General features: G+C 72.8%; 18 protein-coding genes. 9 read left to right on the forward strand and 9 right to left on the reverse strand.

What is annotated here, in order from left to right:
• Positions 1-67: 67 nt before the first annotated feature.
• On the forward strand, positions 68-2083 hold the full coding sequence (locus BJ981_RS30735) for an ABC1 kinase family protein (protein WP_184616901.1): 2016 nt from the start codon (positions 68-70) through the stop codon (positions 2081-2083).
• 60 nt (positions 2084-2143) lie between these two features.
• On the opposite strand, the gene BJ981_RS30740 is transcribed toward BJ981_RS30735, so the two are convergent.
• A complete protein-coding gene (locus BJ981_RS30740; RefSeq protein WP_184616902.1) occupies positions 2144-2713 on the reverse strand; it encodes a DUF4396 domain-containing protein in 570 nt (189 codons plus the stop codon).
• Positions 2714-3059: 346 nt separating this feature from the next.
• On the opposite strand from BJ981_RS30740, the gene BJ981_RS30745 reads away from it, so the two are divergent.
• From BJ981_RS30745 to BJ981_RS30755, 3 genes are all read left to right on the forward strand, one after another.
• The gene (locus BJ981_RS30745) at positions 3060-3341 is read left to right on the forward strand and encodes a metal-sensitive transcriptional regulator (RefSeq protein ID WP_184616903.1); all 282 of its coding nucleotides are present in this window, start codon (positions 3060-3062) and stop codon (positions 3339-3341) included.
• 35 nt (positions 3342-3376) lie between these two features.
• Positions 3377-5626, forward strand: coding sequence for a heavy metal translocating P-type ATPase (locus BJ981_RS30750; RefSeq protein ID WP_184616904.1), 2250 nt, complete (start codon positions 3377-3379; stop codon positions 5624-5626).
• A 164-nt stretch (positions 5627-5790) separates the two neighbouring features.
• Complete coding sequence (locus BJ981_RS30755; RefSeq protein WP_184616905.1) at positions 5791-8595, forward strand: hypothetical protein; 2805 nt, start codon at positions 5791-5793, stop codon at positions 8593-8595.
• 39 nt (positions 8596-8634) lie between these two features.
• Here the strand turns inward: BJ981_RS30755 and BJ981_RS30760 are convergent, their stop codons facing one another.
• Positions 8635-10263 (reverse strand): isovaleryl-CoA dehydrogenase, encoded by a 1629-nt coding sequence (locus BJ981_RS30760; protein ID WP_239139270.1) that lies wholly within the window; start codon positions 10261-10263, stop codon positions 8635-8637.
• A 141-nt stretch (positions 10264-10404) separates the two neighbouring features.
• On the opposite strand from BJ981_RS30760, the gene BJ981_RS30765 reads away from it, so the two are divergent.
• The 3 genes from BJ981_RS30765 (at position 10405) to BJ981_RS30775 (ending at position 12808) form a co-directional block, all read left to right on the forward strand.
• Positions 10405-10965, forward strand: coding sequence for an RNA polymerase sigma factor (locus BJ981_RS30765; protein ID WP_184616907.1), 561 nt, complete (start codon positions 10405-10407; stop codon positions 10963-10965).
• On the forward strand, positions 10965-11903 hold the full coding sequence (locus BJ981_RS30770; protein WP_184616908.1) for a maleylpyruvate isomerase family mycothiol-dependent enzyme: 939 nt from the start codon (positions 10965-10967) through the stop codon (positions 11901-11903). Before BJ981_RS30765 ends, BJ981_RS30770 begins: the two co-directional genes overlap by 1 nt.
• A gap of 80 nt (positions 11904-11983) precedes the next feature.
• Positions 11984-12808, forward strand: coding sequence for a DUF1707 SHOCT-like domain-containing protein (locus BJ981_RS30775; RefSeq protein ID WP_184616909.1), 825 nt, complete (start codon positions 11984-11986; stop codon positions 12806-12808).
• Positions 12809-12855: 47 nt separating this feature from the next.
• On the opposite strand, the gene BJ981_RS30780 is transcribed toward BJ981_RS30775, so the two are convergent.
• The 4 genes from BJ981_RS30780 to BJ981_RS30795 form a co-directional block, all read right to left on the reverse strand.
• Positions 12856-13491 carry a GOLPH3/VPS74 family protein gene (locus tag BJ981_RS30780; protein WP_184616910.1) on the reverse strand — a complete coding sequence of 212 codons (636 nt, stop codon included), beginning with the start codon at positions 13489-13491 and terminating at the stop codon, positions 12856-12858.
• Positions 13491-13778: a type II toxin-antitoxin system antitoxin gene (locus BJ981_RS37590; RefSeq protein ID WP_204070287.1), complete on the reverse strand. Its 288-nt coding sequence runs from the start codon at positions 13776-13778 to the stop codon at positions 13491-13493. Before BJ981_RS37590 ends, BJ981_RS30780 begins: the two co-directional genes overlap by 1 nt.
• Positions 13775-14722 carry an SPFH domain-containing protein gene (locus tag BJ981_RS30790; protein WP_184616911.1) on the reverse strand — a complete coding sequence of 316 codons (948 nt, stop codon included), beginning with the start codon at positions 14720-14722 and terminating at the stop codon, positions 13775-13777. Before BJ981_RS30790 ends, BJ981_RS37590 begins: the two co-directional genes overlap by 4 nt.
• 191 nt (positions 14723-14913) lie before the next feature.
• Positions 14914-15513 carry a TetR/AcrR family transcriptional regulator gene (locus tag BJ981_RS30795; protein WP_184616912.1) on the reverse strand — a complete coding sequence of 200 codons (600 nt, stop codon included), beginning with the start codon at positions 15511-15513 and terminating at the stop codon, positions 14914-14916.
• Between the two features lie 62 nt (positions 15514-15575).
• On the opposite strand from BJ981_RS30795, the gene BJ981_RS30800 reads away from it, so the two are divergent.
• Positions 15576-16004, forward strand: a complete 429-nt coding sequence (locus BJ981_RS30800; RefSeq protein WP_184616913.1) for an SRPBCC family protein — start codon at positions 15576-15578, stop codon at positions 16002-16004.
• A 433-nt stretch (positions 16005-16437) separates the two neighbouring features.
• Positions 16438-16983 (forward strand): hypothetical protein, encoded by a 546-nt coding sequence (locus tag BJ981_RS30805; RefSeq protein ID WP_184616914.1) that lies wholly within the window; start codon positions 16438-16440, stop codon positions 16981-16983.
• A 146-nt stretch (positions 16984-17129) separates the two neighbouring features.
• On the opposite strand, the gene BJ981_RS30810 is transcribed toward BJ981_RS30805, so the two are convergent.
• From BJ981_RS30810 to BJ981_RS30820, 3 genes are all read right to left on the reverse strand, one after another.
• Positions 17130-18011 (reverse strand): sirohydrochlorin chelatase, encoded by an 882-nt coding sequence (locus BJ981_RS30810; RefSeq protein WP_239139293.1) that lies wholly within the window; start codon positions 18009-18011, stop codon positions 17130-17132.
• A gap of 209 nt (positions 18012-18220) precedes the next feature.
• Positions 18221-18949 carry a phosphoadenylyl-sulfate reductase gene (locus BJ981_RS30815; RefSeq protein WP_184616916.1) on the reverse strand — a complete coding sequence of 243 codons (729 nt, stop codon included), beginning with the start codon at positions 18947-18949 and terminating at the stop codon, positions 18221-18223.
• Between the two features lie 83 nt (positions 18950-19032).
• Complete coding sequence (locus BJ981_RS30820; RefSeq protein ID WP_184616917.1) at positions 19033-19176, reverse strand: Insertion element protein; 144 nt, start codon at positions 19174-19176, stop codon at positions 19033-19035.
• Positions 19177-19202: the final 26 nt, after the last annotated feature.

Genomic DNA, 19202 nt, shown 5'->3' on the forward strand with positions numbered 1-19202 from the left:
AGTAGCGCGATAGGGTCGGCGCAGCGCCGGTGGACGCGGTCACCGGAGTTCCGGGGGAGGGACGTCTGTGGACTTCGTGGGGACGCTCGTCATCGTCGTCGCGATCCTCGTCCTGATCGGCCTGTTCTCGCTGGTGGCCAGGCGACTGCTCGACCTGCGGTTCGGCCTGGTGCGCGCGTTCGTCGCCGGGGCGCTCGCCTACCTGCTCGCCGGGCCGCTCGCCCAGGCGCTCGCCGGCTCCGTCCCCTTGGGAAGCTCCGGCATCACGCCGCTGTGGTTCCTGATCCTCGCCGTCGCCTGCGCGCTGCTCGCGGCCATGACGTTCCTCGCCATCGCCGAGGCCCTGGTGCCCACCGGGTCCGTGCCCGGCCCCATCGAGCTGGCCCGGTCGCTGCGCGGCAGGGTCGTGCGGTCGCGCCGCTACTTCGCCATCGTCGGCGTCCTGGTCCGCCACGGCCTCGGCCCCTACCTGCGCGGCCGCAGCCCCGACGTCGAGGCCCCCTCCGGGCGGGCACGGCTCGCCCGGTCGCTGCGCGGCGCCCTGGACGACGCGGGCGTCACGTTCGTCAAGCTGGGCCAGATCCTCTCCACCCGCCCCGACCTGTTGTCGCCCGAGTTCATCGACGAGCTGACCCTGCTGCGGGACAGGGCCTCGCCCGCGCCCTGGGACGAGGTCGAGGGCGTGCTCGCCGCCGAGCTGCCCGGCCCCCTCGAGGAGGTGTTCCCGGAGTTCGACCGCCGTCCGCTCGCCTCGGCGTCCATCGCCCAGGTCTACGCGGCGCGGCTGCGCTCGGGGGAACGGGTGGTGGTCAAGGTCCAGCGCCCCGGCATCGCCGACGTCGTGGAGCGCGACCTCGACATCATGGCCAGGCTGGCCGCCTCCCTGGAGGTCCGCACGCGGTGGGGGCGCGCCCTCGGGGTGCGCGACCTGGTGCGCGGGTTCGCCGACGCGCTGCGCGAGGAGCTGGACTTCCGCGTCGAGGCGGCCAACATGACGGCGGTGGCGGCGGTCTCGGCCGGTACGGCGGTGCACGTGCCCGCGGTCCACGCCCCGCTCTGCGGGCGCCGGGTGCTCGTCATGGAACGCCTGGACGGCAGTCCTCTCGGCGAGGACCCGGCTCCCTCCCGCGCGCCCGCGCCGTCCGGAGAGGCCGCCGACCCGCCACCGGGCGGGCCCGAGCCGGCCGCCGGAGACGCCGACCGGAGCGAACTGGCCCGGACGCTGCTGGAGGCGCTGCTCCGGCAGATCATGCTGGACGGCGTCTTCCACGCCGACCCCCACCCGGGCAACATCATGCTGCTGGCCGACGGGCGGCTCGGCCTGCTCGACTTCGGGTCGGTGGGACGGCTCGACGCCGGCCTGCGCGCCTCCCTTCAGCGGCTCCTGCTGGCCATGGACCGCGGCGACCCCCTCGGCGTGTCCGACGCCTTGCTGGAGGTCGTCCCGCGGCCCGGCGAGATCGACGAGCCGCGCCTGGAACGCGAGCTGGGGCGCTTCATGGCCCGCCACCTGAACCACGGCCCGGCGGGCGGCGTCCGGATGTTCACCGACCTGTTCCGGATCGTGTCCGGCCACGGCCTGGCCGTCCCGCCCGAGGTCGCGGCCGTCTTCCGGACGCTCGCCACCGTCGAGGGGACGCTCACCGGGCTGGCCCCCGGCTTCGACCTGATCGGCGAGGCGCGGGCGTTCGCCGGGCGGCACTTCGCCGAGCGGCGCGACCCGGCGGCGATCAGGAAGGCCGCCACCGACGAGCTCGCGGCCCTGCTGCCCATGCTGCGCAGGCTGCCCCGCCGCGTGGAGCGGATCGTCGGCGCGGCCGAGCAGGGCAGGCTCACCGTCAACGTCCGGCTGCTCGCCGACGAGCGCGACCGGCGGCACGTCACCGGGATGCTCCACCAGGTGCTGCTGACCGTGCTGGCCGCCACGACGGGCCTGATGGCGGTCCTGCTCCTCGGCGTCGAGTCGGGGCCGAAGGTCACCGCCGCGGTCACCCTCTACCAGCTCCTCGCCTACAACCTCCTGGTGGTCGCCGCCGTCCTGGCCCTCCGCGTCCTCGTCCTGATCTTCCGCCGCGACCTGTGACCGCGTCCGCGGAGCCGCCTGGATCAGGCGCCGCCACTCCGCGTCCCGGAGCCGCGGTGATCAGTGGTAGGCGTGGACCACGGCGTGGCCCTTGCCGCGGCCGATCAGCCAGCGGTTGACCGGCAGGGTCACCGTGAACGCGAGCGCCAGGGAGAAGGCGAGCGCGCCCCAGAAGAGAACGGTGGCCAACCCCGCGTCCATGGCGCCGGGCACGGCCACCATGACGGTGTTGTCGATGAGCTCCATCACGACGATGGACACGGTGTCGGCCGCGACCGCGACCTTCAGGGCCTGGCGCAGCGGCACGTTCGCGCGCAGGACCCCGCGCACGGTGAGCGCGTAGCCGAAGACGAAGGCCAGCGCGATCGAGATCACCACCGTGGCGGCGTTGTGGAGGCCGGCCGCGGTGCCGATGACCATGCCGAGCACCTCGCCGATGGCGCATCCGGTCAGGCAGTGCAACGTCGCCTGGGCGGCGGTCCGCCACGAGGTCGTGCCGCCGCCTCCGTGGTGCCCGCCGTGGCCGCCGTGCCCGTCGTTTCCGTGCGCATCCGCTCCGTGGTCGCCGGCTCCGTGATCGTCGACTCCGTGTCCGGGGTTGTCGTGGTGGACGTGCGCGGAGTGGTCCATGACGCGCCTGCCTTTCGTAGCCGGTCGATATGACCGGGTCTGCCCGGAGTGCATCTCTTCACACCCCTAGGGGGTATGGTAGCGTACCGCCGAGCGATACCCCCACTAGGTAAATGAAAGGGACATCATGTGCACTGCGTGTGCTTGTGGCACCGAGGACCGGGCCGCGGAGCCGGTCGCCGTCGCCGACGCCGACGAGAAGGCCGGTGACGAGCTCGCCGGGGCCGCGTCCTAGGTGATCGGGTGGTGGGCGCGTACCGATGCGCGCCCACCAGCGAACTTTCCGGAATACCATAGAGGGGTATGGTGTTCCGTACAGAGAACGTCAACGGGGGGAGGCCGCGAGATGGCGGGATACAGCGGTACCAAGCAGGACCATATGCGGCGGCTGCGCAGGATCGAGGGGCAGGTGCGGGGCCTGCAGCGGATGGTCGAAGAGGACAAGTACTGCATCGACGTCCTCACCCAGGTCTCGGCGAGCACGAGCGCCCTTCGATCCTTCGCGCTCGCCCTGTTGGAAGAGCACTTGGCGCACTGCGTCGCGGACGCCACCGCCAAGGGAGGCGACGAGGCCGCGCTCAAGGTCAAGGAAGCGTCCGAGGCCATAGAGCGCCTCGTACGGTCATGAGGTCCGACATGCCGCGATCACAGAGGAGGGAGAGCATGTCCTCGTTCACCGATGAGAGGCCGCCGGGCGCCGGCGGGTCCGTCGAGCTCTCGATCGGCGGCATGACCTGCGCGTCATGCGCCAACCGCATCGAACGCAAGCTCAACAAACTCGACGGCGTGACGGCGACGGTCAACTACGCGACCGAGAAGGCCAAGGTCAGCTTCCCTGAAGGCCTGGATCCGCAGGCGCTGGTCGCCGAGGTGGAGAAGGCCGGATACACCGCCGAACTTCCCGCCCCGCCCGCCCGGGAGGACGAGGGGCAGGCCGAGAGGGCCGACGAACTGGCTCCGCTGCGGCAGCGGCTGATCACGGCCGTCGTCCTGTCGGTCCCGGTCATCGCGATGGCCATGATCCCCGCGCTGCAGTTCTCCAACTGGCAGTGGCTGTCGCTCACCCTCGCCGCCCCGGTCGTGGTGTACGCGGGGTGGCCGTTCCACAAGGCCGCCTGGACGAACCTGCGCCACGGCGCCGCCACCATGGACACCCTGGTCTCGCTGGGCACGATCGCCGCGCTCGGCTGGTCGCTGTGGGCGCTGTTCCTCGGCCGGGCGGGCGTGCCGGGCATGACCCACCCGTTCGCGTTCACCATCGAGCGCACCGACGGCTCGGGCAACATCTATCTGGAGGCCGCCGCGGGCGTGACGGCGTTCATCCTGGCGGGCCGCTACTTCGAGGCGCGCTCCAAGCGCCGGGCGGGCGCCGCGCTGCGGGCGCTGCTGGAACTGGGCGCCAAGGACGTCGCCGTGCTCCGCGGCGACACCGAGGTGCGCGTCCCCAGCGATCAACTGGTGGCCGGGGACCGCTTCGTCGTCCGGCCGGGGGAGAAGATCGCGACCGACGGCGTGGTCGAGGAGGGCTCCTCGGCGGTGGACGCCTCGATGCTGACCGGCGAGTCGGTGCCGGTGGAGGTCGGTCCCGGCGACGCGGTGACCGGCGCCACCGTCAACGCGGGCGGGCGGCTCGTCGTGCGCGCCACCCGCGTCGGGTCCGACACCCAGCTCGCGCAGATGGCCAGGCTGGTGGAGGAGGCGCAGACCGGCAAGGCCGCGGTCCAGAGGCTCGCCGACCGCATCTCGGGGGTGTTCGTCCCGGTCGTGATCGCGCTCGCGCTCGGCACGCTCGGATTCTGGCTGGGCGCCGGCGCCGGCCCCGCGGCCGCCTTCACCGCGGCGGTCGCCGTGCTGATCATCGCCTGCCCGTGCGCCCTCGGCCTCGCGACGCCCACGGCCCTGCTCGTGGGCACCGGCAGAGGCGCCCAGCTCGGCATCCTGATCAAGGGACCCGAGGTCCTGGAGTCCACGCGTTCGGTCGACACGGTCGTGCTGGACAAGACCGGCACCGTGACCGAGGGCAAGATGTCGCTGGCCGAGATCCACGTGGCCGAGGGGCAGGACGAGACCGAGGTGCTCCGTCTCGCCGGGGCGCTGGAGCACGCCTCCGAGCACCCCATCGCCCAGGCCATCGCGCGCGGCGCGGCGGAGAGGACGGGCCGGCTGCCGGCGCCGGAGGATTTCGCCAACATCGAAGGGCTCGGGGTCCAGGGCGTCGTCGACGGGCACGCCGTGCTGGTCGGCCGCCGCAGGCTGCTGGAGGAATGGTCCCAGCACCTACCGGCCGGCCTCGAGCGCGCCGCCCGGGCGGCGGAGGCGGCGGGCCGTACCGCCGTCGCCGTGGGCTGGGACGGTCAGGCCCGCGCGGTCCTGGTCGTCGCCGACACCGTCAAACCCACCAGCGCGCGGGCCGTGCGGGACCTGCGGGCCCTCGGCCTCACGCCGGTCCTGCTGACCGGCGACAACGAGGCGGTCGCTCGCACGGTGGCCGCCGAGGTCGGCATCGAGGAGGTCATCGCCGAGGTGCTCCCCGCGGACAAGGTCGACGTCGTCAAGCGCCTGCAGTCCGAGGGGCGCACGGTCGCGATGGTCGGGGACGGCGTCAACGACGCCGCCGCGCTCGCCCAGGCCGACCTGGGCCTGGCCATGGGAACCGGCACCGACGCCGCCATCGAGGCGTCCGACCTGACCCTGGTGCGCGGCGACCTGCGGGTGGCCGCGGACGCCATCCGCCTTTCCCGGCGCACTCTCGCCACGATCAAGGGCAACCTGTTCTGGGCCTTCGCCTACAACGTGGCCGCCCTGCCGCTGGCGGCCGCGGGTCTGCTCAACCCGATGATCGCCGGCGCCGCCATGGCCTTCTCCTCGGTGTTCGTGGTCACCAACAGCCTGCGACTGCGCCGCTTCACCTGAACGACGCGCCGGCGATGCCCGCCCCCGGACGACCGGAGGCGGGCATCGCCGTGAGCGGAGCCGGATCGGCCGGCTGCGCCCGTTGACTTGGACCGGTCCAGACTCCAGCATCGTCAGCTGTCGCCGTCGCCCGGCTCCGGGCGTGGGATCAAGGGAGAGATGTCATGTCGATCGATTCTTCGTCCGGTGCGGTGCTGCCGAAGGGCTGGCAGGCGTTCGCCGCGAAGCCCGATGACCCCACCGCCAAGGCGGTGGCGCAGGCGCTGGAGACCATGAGCCCGTCCGCGGCGCTCGGGTCCGCGCAGCTCATCGCCGACACGCTGGCCAAGCGCCCAGCGCACGAGCGCAGCACGATGTCCCGGCTCATCATGTCGCGGCTCATGGGCGACCTCGCCCGCGGCTTCATGCGGGCCACCGCCGCGGTGCCCCTCGTCCCCCCGGCGCCGGAGAAGCGGGTGCCGCAGCACGAGAACGTGCTCCACAGCCTCGACCTCTTACCCCCGGAGAAGCTCGGCGGGCTCCCCAAGGAGACCCCGGGCGGCCGCGATCGGCTGACGTTCGAGGCGCTCGACCTCGCCGCGGCGGGCCAGGTCACCGTCGACCTGGTCGAGCTGGAGCGGCGCACCGACGACGTGCGCGACTTCTCCTCGGTGGGCCACCTGCTGGAGGTGCTGGAGACCGTCAACGCCATCGGCGGCAAGACCACGTACTCCAAGCGGCGCCGCGCCGAGCTCGGGCTGACGGCCGTGGCGGGCACCAGCCAGGATCACCTCGTCGAGCAGATCGGCTTCCGCGCGGCGAAGACCCAGCGCTCCGACAAGGGCGGCCTGTCCCCCCAGAACGAGCTCGCGGCCAGCTACTGGCGCACGAACTTCCGTGACGTCGCCAAGGACTTCCTGAACAAGCTGCCGCTGACCGTCGAGCTCGGCAAGGGCGACATCCTGGTCAACAGCCCGCGGGTGCTGCGCAAGCTGGAGATGATGGTCGCCACGGACGTGCTGGCCGGGCTCACCGTCACGCCGCTCGCCGGGCGGTCCGGCGTCAGCGTGCTGAGCGGCACCGGCAAGTACGACGACATCGAGTGGGACATGATCCTGGAGGAGCTCGGCGCGACCCCCTCGGCGTACCAGCTCTACGAGCTCATGGACACCGGCAAGAACCCGCCCAAGACCGACTTCACCGTCGACACGCGGGCCGACCTCGTGGAGCTCATCACCGGCAGCCCGTTCTCCCGCCTGCAGGAGATCGCGCGCGGGCGGAGCGGGCTGGCGCCGGTGTGCGCGATGATCGAGCACCTCGTGCTCGGCCTGACCGGCGACCTCGGCCCGAAGCGGTTCGACACGCTGACCGCCAACGCCATGGGGTCGCTGAGCCGGCTCGTCGACATCGTCGTGCAGAACGACGGGAACCCGTCGGTGGCGATGCGCGCCGTCGACCTGATGGTGGACGAGATCGGCCTCGTGCTCGCCGCGGCCCAGAACTACACGTGGACCGACTACCGGCAGACGATGCGGGACATCCTGCTGGAGCGGGCGCCGAGCATCGCGCCGCTGACCGGCGAGCGGATCCGGCTCGACAGCCACCACATGTCCAGCGGCATGGACGCGCTCGGGACGGCGCTGTGGATCGCGCTGTCGTCGCGGGACCACGGCCAGGTCTCCCGTCCCACCGAGAAGATCGACTACTTCGAGACGGGACTGCTGCTCGGCAAGCTCAAGAAGGGCCAGATGGTGACGCCGCGCGACGACGTGCTGATCGCCGCGCTGAACCCCAGCACCCCCTTCGACGCGCCGTCGGCGGAAGGGCTGGTGAGCGCCGTGCTGAAGGCCCTGGAGTCGCGCAAGAAGGGGGACGCGCCGTTCGCGCTGATCCTCGACAGCACCATCGAGGTCGCGCTCAAGCCCCGCGACGGCAGGACCCAGCTCGACGTCGTGCTCGGCGGCCTGAAGGAGGCCATCGCCGGCGGCGGCCTGGAGGTCTTCCTCTGCAAGAGCTTCCAGAAGTACGCCTCGTTCGGCACCGGCAAGGTGGCCGCCGGCGATCTGACGATGCTGTCGATGACGGGCAACCTCGCGTCCGCGTTCGCCCGGTCCGAGGCGCTGCTGCAGGACCTCGCCCTCGATCTCGCCCGGCTCGACGAGGCGCAGCTCGTGGTGCACATGCTCAAGCACGGGCACCGCGACGAGCTGGCGCTGATGCGCAGCGCCTCGGCCAACGCCAAGTTCGTGGACGAGTTCTGCTGGCCGATCGACCGGGAGGACCGCAGGCAGGGGTCCTCCTACGTGGACGGCATCCCGCTGATCCTGCGCTCGACGCCCACCGGCAGCGTCGACAAGCTGTTCGAGAACCTCGTCATGATCGATCGGCGGGACAGCTTCTCGTTCCTGCGGACGTCGTACGTCGGCGGGATCCCGGGGCCGTACGCGCGCGTCAACACCGGCCACGAGTCGAAGGAGACGATGGTCGAGTGCTTCTACGCGCTCGGCCACCTGTCGGCCGGCACGCCTCCCGGCGCGCAGGAGCCGAGCAAGACGCAGGTCAGGCTCGACGCGTTGCAGCTCAGCGCGGTCCAGGAGCATCTGGAGGCGCTGCGCCTGGTCCCGGAGACCGGCCCCGCCGGCATCGTGCGGTACCGCGACAGCATCGTGGCCTCGTACTGCGCGTTCGCGGTCCAGAACGTGCGGCCCAAGGGCAGCGTGGCGCCGCTGCTCATCGCGTTCTTCGCGGAGCCGGCCGGCCGCGTCACGATCGAGACCCAGCGCTACCTGGCCGGTGAGCTGTTCGCACTGGTGCAGACCAAGCCCATCGAGTCGGACCCCACCGTCCTCGCGGCCCTGTGCCGCGCGGCGGTGATCCTGCCCACCTGGTCGTTCGCGTCCATCGCCGGAAAGCTCAAGCTCGACCAGACCGGCGATTCCGACGACGCCAAGCGGCTACGCCGGCTCGTCGCCCGGGCCCTCGGCCTCTGACGGCGGAGACCACCGCCTGGACGAGATCGCCGGTCTCGACTAGGCGGTGGTCACGGCGGCCCTGTCGATGATGGCGGTGAGGTCCGCTCCAGGGGGAAGGCCGCCGAAGGCGAGGCCGCGATCGGAGGTGAGGCGGGAGGCGCAGAACGCGTCGGCGAGCGCGTGGGGGCTGTGCCTGACCAGCAAGGACCCCTGGAGGACGAGGGCGAGTCGCTCGGCGACCTGGCGGGCGCGGTGTTCGAGGGTGGCCGTGTCGGCGAGGAGGTCCCTGGCGGCGCGGACGGCGGCGTCGAGGCGGGGGTCGGCGCCCTTGGCCAGCTCGACCTCGTGGAAGAAGGCGTCCAGGGTGTCCGGTTCCCTGGTGATCGACCGCAGGAGATCCAGCGCGGCGACGTTGCCGGAGCCCTCCCAGATGCCGTTCAGCGGGGACTCGCGGAACAGCCGGGGCATCTGCGAGTCCTCGACGTAGCCGTTGCCGCCCAGGCACTCCAGGGACTCGGCGGCGTGGGCGGGGGCCCGCTTGCACACCCAGTACTTCGCCGCCGCCAGGGCCGTGCGCCGCAGGGCGCCCTCGCCGCGCACGCCTCTGATGGCCTTGTCGGTCGCGCCGGCCAGGCGGATCATCAGCGCGGTGGCCGCCTCCGACTCAAGGACCAGGTCGGCGAGCACGTTGCGCATCAGCGGCTGGTCGGCGAGCCGCGCGCCGAACGCCGACCGGTGGCGCGCGTGGTGGACGGCCTGCGTCACGCCGTACCGCATGCCGGCCGCCGAGCCGATCACACAGTCCAGCCGGGTCATGTTGACCATCTCGATGATGGTCCGCACCCCGCGCCCCTCCTCGCCGACCAGGTGCGCGACCGCGCCCTCGTACTCCACCTCGGCCGAGGCGTTGGACCGGTTGCCGAGCTTGTCCTTCAGCCGCATGAGCCGCATCGCGTTGCGCGTGCCGTCCGGCAGCACCCGGGGGAGGAGGAAGCACGACAGCCCGCCCGGGGCCTGCGCCAGCACCAGGAACGCGTCGCACATGGGCGCGGAGTTGAACCACTTGTGCCCGGTGAGCGCGTAGGTGCCGTCACCGAGCGGCTCGGCCCTGGTGGTGTTCGCGCGCACGTCCGACCCGCCCTGCTTCTCGGTCATCGCCATGCCCGCCAGCACGCCCCGCTTGGCCGCGGGCGGGCGCAGGCCGGGGTCGTAGGCGCGCGAGGTGAGCAGCGGCTCCCACACCGAGGCCAGCGCGGGACTGTGCCGCAGCGCCGCCACGCTCGCGTACGTCATCGAGATCGGGCAGCCGTGCCCGGCCTCCACCTGCGACCAGACATGGAACTTGGCGGCGCGGGCCACGTGCGCGCCGGGGCGGGGCGACGCCCACGGCGTGGCGTGCAGCCCGTGCTCCACCGCCACGCCCATCAGCTCGTGCCAGGCCGGGTGGAACTCCACCTCGTCGATCCGGCCGCCGTACCGGTCGTGGGTGCGCAGCACGGGGGGATGCTCGTTGGCCAGCCGTCCCCACTCCTGGGCCCTGGCGGACCCGGCCAGCGTGCCGAGGGCGCGCAGCTCGCCCAGCGCCCAGTCGGCGCCCTCGCGGCGCACGCCTTCCACCAGGGCCGGGTCGGCGGACACGTCGTGGCCGGTGAGCGGGGGCGCCTGGTTGAAGACGGCGTGTGTCACGGGATCCTCCCGGCGGGTCGTTGCGCGGTCGTCGTCCGACGCGCGGGGTTGCCTTGCGCGTCCGCTCTCCATCTCAGCATTTGTCGACAAGAATGGGGTGCGGGGGTGGCCGACGGTGGCGGACCAAGCGAAGGGGGCCCGGTGGAGACGCCTGGAACCGACGACCGGTCGCTTCACCAACGCGTCGTCGGCGGCGACGAGAGCGCGCTCGGCGAGGTGCACAGCCGTCACTACCCGCTGGTCCTCAGCCTGGCGCTGCGCGTCACCCGCGACCGCGTGGTGGCCGAGGACATCGTCCAGGAGGTGTTCGTCACCTTCTGGGAGCGCCCGCTGGCCTTCGACCCCGACCGGGGTTCGCTACGCTCCTGGCTCGCCACGATCGCCCACCGGCGCGCCGTCGACCACGTGCGCAGCGAGCAGCGGCACCGTGTCTCGGTCCTCGGCCCCCGCCTGACCGAGCCCGAGCCGAGCCCGAGCCCCCTGGAGGACTGGGTGCTGGCCGCCGACGAGGCCGCCCGGGTGCGGCGCGCGGTGGCGAGGCTCCCCGGGGGATTACGCGAGCCCATCGAACTCGCCTACTACCGTGGCCGTACCTATCGGCAGACGGCCGAGGACCTCGGTCTGCCGGAGGGGACGGTCAAGTCACGGATCCGCATGGGCCTTCGCAGGCTCGCCGACGAACTGGCCGAAGAGGAGGTGTGATGGAGCGCCATTACGGCCACGGCGACGAGATCCCCGGAATTTCCGACCCGCTCACCCGCCTGAGCCTCGACGTGCTGGCCGAGACGGCCACGCCCCCGCCGGGCGCCGTGGACCTGCTGCTGTCGGCGGCACGCTCCGCCCGCCGTCCCGCGCCCCCCGCCGGGTTCACCGCGCCCTTCGCCGCCCGGGTCGCGGCCATGGACGCCCTGCTCGCCTCGGCCACGCGGGCCGACTGGTCCCAGAAGATCGTCGAAGGCTGGACGCTGCAGGAGCTGGTGGCCCACCTCGCCGCCACCGACAGCCTGGTCGCGGACGCGATCGAGGCCCCGGTGGCGGGCCCGCCGCTCACGGAGAACGACGTCCCGCGCCGTACCGCCGACATGATCGCCTACGCCGGCGGCCGGACGCCGCAGGAGACCCGCGCCGAGTGGCGCGCCCAGGCCGAGGCGATCCGCGCCCGCGCCGCCGAGATGGACCCGGGCACGCCGATCGCGCCCGGCGGGATGTCGTTCGCGCTGGCGGACCACCTGCTGGCCCGCATGCTGGAGACCTGGATCCACACCACCGACGCGGCCGCGGTGATGCGCGTGTCCCTTCCCCTGCCGGTGGCCGCCCATGTCCACCCGACCGCCGACTTCTGCGCGCGGCTGGTTCCCTGGACGATGCTGCTGTCCGGCGTGGACGGCGGCGCGCGCGCCGTGCGGCTCACGCTGACCGGGCCGGGCGGCGGCGCGTGGCACGTGCCGCTCGACGTCCAGGTGGTGGCCCGGCCCGACGACGGCGCGCTCGCCGAGACGGAGATCGTCTGCGACGTGGTGGACTTCTGCTTCCTGCTCGGCGGCCGGCGCGTGCCGGAGGAGTTCCCCGCGACGATCATCGGGGACGCCGGTCTGGCCCTGGACGTGCTGCGCTGCGCCCCCGCCCTCTCCGGGCCGTGAGGTTCTCGTTCTCAAGACCTAGCGCGTTTCGTCCTTGCGGAGGATCGGACGAGTGTGTACGAACGCGCTAGATTCATGGCATGAACGATGCGGGTGGAATGCGGGCCTCGGACGCCGAGCGCGAAGCGGCAGTCGAACGGCTGCGGCAGGCATCGGTCGAGGGCAGGCTCACGCTGGCCGAGCTGACGGAGCGCACGGAGGCCGCATACCTGGCGCGCACTCACACGGAGCTGGCGCAGCTCACCGCCGACCTGCCCGGCGCGCCCGGCGTGCCCGCCCCCCCTCCGCCCCCGTACGCCGCGCCCGCACGCGCGGGCGGCGCCCGGCGCTGGTTCGTCGCGATCATGAGCGAGAACAAGCGGCGGGGCAAGTGGCGGGTGGACCAGGAGATCGGCGCGGTCGCGGTCATGGGCGAGGTGACGCTCGACCTGCGCGAGGCCGAGGTCCGCTCCAACCAGATCGACGTCGTCGCCACCGCGGTCATGGGCAGCGTCAAGATCATCGTGCCCGACGGCGTGGACGTCGACCTCGAAGGCGTCGCGATCATGGGGGAGAAGAAGGCCAACGTCATCGAGGCGCCCCCCGGGCAGAACGTCCCGGTCGTCCGGGTCCGCGCCTACGTGCTGATGGGCGAGATCAAGGTCGTCGGCGACTCCAGGTCCAGGCCGATCCGCCGCGCCCTGAACGAGTGGAGCGAGTGGTGGCTGGAGCGCAGGGCCGAGGTGCGCGGCGACGTCCGCGACGCCCTGCGCGACGTGCGCGACCAGCGGCACGAGCTGCACCGCTCCATCCACGAAACGATGAGGGAACAGCGCCGCGAACAGCAGGAGATGCGCCGGGAGTACCGCCGCGAGGCGCAACGCGCCCGCCGCGAGGCCCGCAGAGAATGGAGGGACGGCGCCTGACGACGCCGTCCCCGCCCCCGTCCCGCTGACCTCCTCCCGCCGGCGCCTCACGCCGCGGCAGCGGCGGCGGCGGCCGCCTGGATCGCCTTGTTCAGGGCCCACGGCACGGGCGCGACCACCTGGGCCAGTTCCTCGCTGCGCCCCCGCCCCGCACGCCACTCCGCCCTCGGCAGCACCGTCTTCAGCCGCACCGTCGCGGCCAGGGCCGCCAGCGCCGCGTCCCGGGGCTCCAGCCGCGAGAGCGGACGGGCGCCGCGCACGGCCGCCGACACCGTCGCCGCGAGCTGCCTCGGCACCCGGCTGTCCCGGACGGTCACGTCGGCCATGGGGATGAGCCCGAGCAGGCGGCGGTGCTCCACGCGGATCCAGCCGCCCTCCTCCAGGCGGTCGCGCACCTGGCGCACGGCGGCCCCGGAACCCTTGCTCACCCAGTGCTGCCAGGTGCGCCGCCGGGAGGCCGCGATCTGCTGGAGCGCCCCGTCCAGCAGGGGATCGGCCACCGCGGGCCTCTTGGCGACCGGGCCGCCGGTGGCGTCGGCGAGATCGCCGCGCAGCAGCAGCTCGGCCAGGATGCCCGCGCGCATCATGAGGCCGAGGTTGGACCGCGCGGTCACGCGCTTCCTGCGCGTGTCGTAGGCGAGTAGGTAGAGCCGCTCGGGCAGGGTGCCGGGCACGTCCACCATCACTTCTCCTCGTCATCGCCGGCCGTGCCGGCGTCCTCGGTGACGTCCACGACGTCGGTCACTTCGTCGCCCCCCGCCGCGCCGTCCGCGGCCGGGGTCTTGCGGGGCCGGCCGCGCCTCGGCATGCCCTTGGCGTCGGCCGGGAGTCTGCCCGCCCCTCCCAGCGCCTTGCGGAGCAGGAACTCGATCTGCGCGTTGGCGCTGCGCAGCTCGTCCCCCGCCCACTTGACTATGGCGTCGTAGACGGCGGGGTCGAGCCGCAGGAGGATCTTCTTGCGTTCGCTCACTGGTACAGCGAGCCGGTGTTGACGACCGGCTGGACGTCCTTGTCCCCGCACAGGACGACCAGCAGGTTGCTCACCATCGTCGCCTTGCGCTCGTCGTCGAGGTCCACCACGTCGGCCGCGTCGAGCCGCTGCAGCGCCGCCTCGACCATGCCGACCGCGCCCTCCACGATGCGCTGCCGCGCGGCGACCACCGCGCCGGCCTGCTGGCGGCGCAGCATGGCCTGGGCGATCTCCGGCGCGTAGGACAGACGGGTGATGCGGGACTCGATGACCCGGACGCCGGCGGAGGAGACGCGGGCGGAGATCTCGGCCGACAGCTTGGCGGTGATCTCGTCGGCGTTGTCGCGCAGCGAGAGCTGGGTGTCGTCGTGGGCGTCGTAGGGGTAGTTGCCCGCGATGTGCCGGACGGCGGTCTCCGTCTGGATCGCGACGAACTCCACGAAATCATCCACCTCGAACGTCGCCTTGGCGGTGTCCTCCACCTGCCACACCACGACGGCGGCCATCTCGATGGGGTTTCCGTCCAGGTCGTTGACCTTGGCGACGTCGGTCTCGTGGTTGCGGATCCGGGTGGAGATCTTGCGCTTCTGGGTGAAGGGGATCACCCACCGCAGGCCGTCGGTGCGGACGGTGCCGAGGTAGCGGCCGAGGAGCTGCACGACCCTGGCCTCGCCGGGGGCCACCGCCATGAGGCTGCCGAGCACCAGGGCCGCGAGGATCACGAGCGCGACACCGGTGACGAGCAGCGCGGGGCTGCCGTCGCCCTCAGAGCCCTGGACGATGACCGCCACGCCGCCGGCCAGCATGAGCAGGCCGAGCCCCAGCATGGGCCAGCCGTTGAGGTCGAACGGCCGCCGCTCCCTGACCCGCGCCGCCGGCATCTCCACGGCCACTTCTTCGATCTCGTTCACGTCCGCCACCGTCCCGGGGGTCTGCTGTGTCATGGCACAACCATAGCAAAGTGATATCACTTTTCAAGCCCAATTCCTGGTGGTCGCGCAGGCGGCGTCAGGTCGAGGCCCTGGGGCGTGGCCGGACGGACCCTCGTGGCCGGGGGAGCCCGGGAATCGGGAGATCATCGAAGGTCCAGAAGGCGCGGTAGGTCGCGCCGTTCCGGGGTGGCCGGGTCGTGGTGTCAGCGACCGCCGCCGGCCGTCTGCCCGCCTTCCCTGGTGATCAACTCGGTGAACAGGTCGGCGGCGTCGTCGACCGCCGCCTGATCGCCGGTCGCGAGGAGGTCCAGAAGCAGTCCGCGGCCGACGGCGAGGGAGAGCCTGGCCCGCCGGGCGGCTTCGCGCGGGGGGACCCCGCGCCCGGCGAGCATCTGGGCGACGGGATCGGTCCAGGCCGTGATGACCGACTCGCGGAAGGAGGCGGCCCAGGGGCGGCCGTTCAGCGCGTGCGCGTAGATCTCGAAGAACAGCCGCTCGGCCGGCGCGAGCGCGGGGTCGCTGACGCGCTTCCAGAACGCCCGCGAGAGCTCGGCGAGATCATCGGTCTCCGCCTCGAGTTCCGCGAGGACGGCGCGCTGGTGCGCCTCGATGAGGTTCACGATCTCCACCAGGAGGCCGTTTCGTGACCCGAAGTGGTACAGCAGCATGCGGTGGCTGGTTCCTACGGCCGCGGCCAGCTCGCGCATGCTGAGGTCGCTGAACCCCACCTCCTGGAGGTGCCGGACGCAGCGTTCCAGCAGTGCCCGCTTCGCCGGACCGGGTCCCCCCGCGGTACGCGCCATGTTCCATATGGTACATGTACCGATTGGTACAACCGGCCCTCGCATCCGGAACGGAGACCTCCATGCGAACGTCGATCACCATCGCGGCCCCGGCCGCGACGGTCTGGAAGGCCCTGTGCGACATCGACCGCTGGCCCGCCTGGACCAGCACGGTCACCGCCGCCACCTGGCTCGACCCGGGCCCGATCCGGATCGGGCACCGCGCCCGCCTCACCCAGCCCCGCCTGGGCACCGCCACGTGGGAGGTGAGCGAGCTGGAACCGGAGAGCTCCTTCGTCTGGACCCGGCGCTCACCGGGTGTGACCACGGCCGGTGCGCACACCCTGACGGCCGCCCCGGACGGCGCGACGGTTCTCACCCTCGGCATCGACCACTCCGGCCCCGCGGCGGGCATGGTCCGCTTCCTCACCGACCGCCTCACCCGCCGGTACATCGAGACCGAAGCGCGCGGGCTGAAGGCGTTCTGCGAAGACGCACCGCATGGCGGCTGACGGCCGCCCCTCCTCCCCGGCGCGAGCCCGCCGCCAGCGTTCCTGAACTCTGTGCCCAAGCAGGGGGTGAAGGAGACGGCGCCGGTTCAGGATGGGGCCTGGTGTGACGGAAAAATGTAGGTGAATTGCAAGCGGGAATGTTTATCCTTGACCCGTATCCACAGATCTCGTTCTCCGTATCAGCGCACGTCCCGGCTCATCGCGAAGTCCCATTCCGGTGAACCCGCATGGGGCGTGCCCGGATTTCGGGTGAGCCGCCTTACCCGTCCCTGTACGGAAGCGCGGAGCCTCACCTGTTCGGTATGCACCGGTCCAGGTGGTCGCGGGTGCGGCCACATGGGCCGATCCCGGCCCGGGCCATCCGGGGGCCAGGGTCCCGGCCGGTATCGCCGGGCGTTCATTCGCTGTCCCACGATCGGAATTGGAGGACCTGGTGTCTGGCAAGGGAGCGGGCATCGCGGTCGCGCTCATCGGGGCGGGGGCGGCCATCATCGCGGCGCTCATCACATCAGACGCACCAATTTGCCCGGATTTCATTTGCGGCCCGGACAAGGCCACCGCGCAGGACCGTCCCAGCGGTGGCAGCGGGGGCAAGCAGATCATCAAGGTGCCCGGCGGCGCGGCGGGCGTCGAGATCACCCCGACCGAGATCACCTGCACCGCCGAGGGCGGTTGCGACAGCGACGTGCGCATCGAGAGCGTGGGGGACGCCACGCTGAAGGTCACCTACATGGAGGTCACGGGCGAGGGCAGGGCGCACTTCAGCAAGGACGGCGGGTGCGAGCGTAAGAACCTCGCGCCCGGGGTGGTCTGCTCGTTCGGCGTGACGTTCACGCCCCCGTCCGACGGCGCCGCCGTCCAGGCCACCCTCGTCATCCATCACAACGTCGGCGCCCACCCCACCCGCGTCACCCTCAAAGGCGAGGCGTCCAACGTGCCCACGGAGGCCCCGCCCAGCGAGTTCCCCACCGACGGCTGACCCGCCGCGCCCGGCCCGCGCGTCCGCGGTCGTTCGTGACCCCGTCCAGCAGCGCGGCGAGCAGGGCCCGCCCTCCCGCCGGGCGGGACGGATCGGCCGGTGGCGGGGGCAGGGACGGATCAGCCGGTGGCCGGGATCCGGGCGGATCAGGCCGGGGCCGGGGCCGGGGCGCCCGCACGGAAGGCCGCCACGGCCTGCGCGTGACGTTCCAGCAGGACGGCGACCACCTCGGGGGCCGGGCCGAGCGGAGCCGCCACGGTGTGGGCGCCCGCGTCCAGGGTGGTGCGGCGCACCTTGTCGGCGAAGTACCCCGGGGCCAGCAGATACGGGGCCACGACGACGCGCGCGGGGCGTCCGGCGCGGCCGTGCGGTCCGGCCAGGGCGCGCAGCACGGCCTCCTCCGGGGACGGGGAGGCCGCGGAGGCGTAGGCGGGGGTGACCGAGTGCCAGCCGCGGGTACGCGCCCAGTCGCGGGCCATGCGGGCGATCACCGCGTTCGCCCGGGCGTCGCTGGACCCCGCGGAGACCAGGACCACGGCGGTGCCGGGATCGCCGGGCTCCACGCCCGCCTCGGCGAGCCTGCGCTCCAGGGCCGTGACGAGGAGGGGATGCGGTCCGAGCGCCGCCCCTTGGTGGACGCGGAACGGCGGAGGGGCGTCCGGGACGGGGAGCGGCAGAGGACCGTCCTGGACGTGAAGGGCCACGCGGGACTCCGCGAGGCCGGACGAGGGCTCGGGGGAGTGGCCGGCCGGGTGGTGCGGCGCGGCGTGGCGGGCCCAGGCGCGGCGGGCACGTTCCTCGCGCAGGGCGGCAGGGATGTCGACGCGGCTGTGGTAGGCCTCGGTGAGCAGCAGCGGCAGCACCACGGCCTCGCCCAGCCCGGCCAGGGCCTCGCCGAGCGACGGCCGCGAATGGTCCAGGTACGCGCCGAGGACCGCGAGGCCGGGCCGCGCGCGCCGCACGTCCTCCAGCAGGGCCTCCACCGTCGCCGAGGCGCGCGGGTCGCGGGAACCGTGCGCCACCGCCACCAGCGGCGGCGCGGAGACCGGGGACGGCCCGGGCGGCGGCGCGGAGGCCGGCGGCCCGGGAAGCGGCGCGGATACGGAAGGAGCCACGGGGAGCGGCGCGCGGGATGACGCGGGAAGCGGCGCGGGGAGCGGTGCCGGCGGCGCCCCCTGAATCAGGGCGCCTCCGATACCGTACGACCGCCTTCGCCCGGTCCCGGCCTGGTCCGGGCTCAGAGGTGGATACCGCATTCCGTCTTGCCCAGGCCCGCCCACCGGCCGCTGCGCGGGTCCTCGCCGGGGGCGACGCGGCGGGTGCAGGGGGCGCAGCCGATCGATGGGTAGTCGTCGTAGTGCAGCGGGTTCACGAGGACCCCGTTGTCGGCCATGTAGTTGTCCACGTCGTCCTGGGTCCAGCGGGCGATGGGGTTCACCTTGACCATCTGGCGCTTGGCGTCCCACTCCACGACCCGGGTGTTCGCCCGCGTCGGCGACTCGTCGCGGCGGATGCCGGAGATCCACGCCAGGTAGGGCTCCAGCGCCCGGTTCAGCGGCTCCACCTTGCGCAGGAAGCAGCACAGGTCGGGGTTGCGGCCGTGCAGGCGCGGGCCGAGCTCGCGGTCCTGCTCCTCGACGGTCCTGGACGGCTTGACGTTGATCACGTTGACGTCGTAGACCTGCTGCACGGCGTCGCGGGTGCCGATGGTCTCGGCGAAGTGGTAGCCGGTGTCGATGAACAACACGTCGACGCCGGGCTTGACCCGGCTGACCAGGTCGATGAGCAGGGCGTCGCTCATCGAGGAGGTCAGGCAGAGGCGGTCGCCGAACGTGGCCGCCGCCCAGCGGATGATCTCGCGCGCGGGGGCGTCCTCGAGGAACTCGGCGGCGGAGTCCACGATGCCGCGCAGGTCCAGGACGCCGCGCTGGCGTTCAAGCCCGTTCTCGATCTCCACCAGTGTCATGAGTCGCTGCTCCTCGTTCGTCAAGTCCGTGAAGTCCATGCGGGGCGCCGCCGGGCTCAGGGGGGCCCGGGGCCGGCCGCCTGTCATGAGCGCACGCCGATGCCGAGAAATTTCAGCTTGAAGGCGCGGGCGCACGACCGGCAGTACCAGCCGCCGTCGCCCTCGTAGGGTTCGAGGTCCTCTTCGCCGCAGTACGGGCAGTGGAACGGGACCGCGCGCTCGCTCATGCGCGCGCCCCGTGCCGCCGCGGCGC

The sequence above is a fragment of the Sphaerisporangium krabiense genome (assembly GCF_014200435.1).
Classification (GTDB): Bacteria; Actinomycetota; Actinomycetes; order Streptosporangiales; family Streptosporangiaceae; genus Sphaerisporangium; species Sphaerisporangium krabiense.

What these genes read in the sequence shown, in the direction of transcription:
- BJ981_RS30815 (WP_184616916.1), bottom strand. Translation starts at nt 18,949, where the DNA reads ATGACACTGGTGGAGATCGAGAACGGGCTTGAACGCCAGCGCGGCGTC.
- BJ981_RS30790 (WP_184616911.1), bottom strand. Translation starts at nt 14,722, where the DNA reads ATGACACAGCAGACCCCCGGGACGGTGGCGGACGTGAACGAGATCGAA.
- BJ981_RS30750 (WP_184616904.1), top strand. Translation starts at nt 3,377, where the DNA reads ATGTCCTCGTTCACCGATGAGAGGCCGCCGGGCGCCGGCGGGTCCGTC.
- BJ981_RS30780 (WP_184616910.1), bottom strand. Translation starts at nt 13,491, where the DNA reads ATGGTGGACGTGCCCGGCACCCTGCCCGAGCGGCTCTACCTACTCGCC.
- BJ981_RS30795 (WP_184616912.1), bottom strand. Translation starts at nt 15,513, where the DNA reads ATGGCGCGTACCGCGGGGGGACCCGGTCCGGCGAAGCGGGCACTGCTG.
- BJ981_RS30745 (WP_184616903.1), top strand. Translation starts at nt 3,060, where the DNA reads ATGGCGGGATACAGCGGTACCAAGCAGGACCATATGCGGCGGCTGCGC.
- BJ981_RS30775 (WP_184616909.1), top strand. Translation starts at nt 11,984, where the DNA reads ATGAACGATGCGGGTGGAATGCGGGCCTCGGACGCCGAGCGCGAAGCG.
- BJ981_RS30740 (WP_184616902.1), bottom strand. Translation starts at nt 2,713, where the DNA reads ATGGACCACTCCGCGCACGTCCACCACGACAACCCCGGACACGGAGTC.
- BJ981_RS30770 (WP_184616908.1), top strand. Translation starts at nt 10,965, where the DNA reads ATGGAGCGCCATTACGGCCACGGCGACGAGATCCCCGGAATTTCCGAC.
- BJ981_RS30820 (WP_184616917.1), bottom strand. Translation starts at nt 19,176, where the DNA reads ATGAGCGAGCGCGCGGTCCCGTTCCACTGCCCGTACTGCGGCGAAGAG.
- BJ981_RS30800 (WP_184616913.1), top strand. Translation starts at nt 15,576, where the DNA reads ATGCGAACGTCGATCACCATCGCGGCCCCGGCCGCGACGGTCTGGAAG.
- BJ981_RS30755 (WP_184616905.1), top strand. Translation starts at nt 5,791, where the DNA reads ATGTCGATCGATTCTTCGTCCGGTGCGGTGCTGCCGAAGGGCTGGCAG.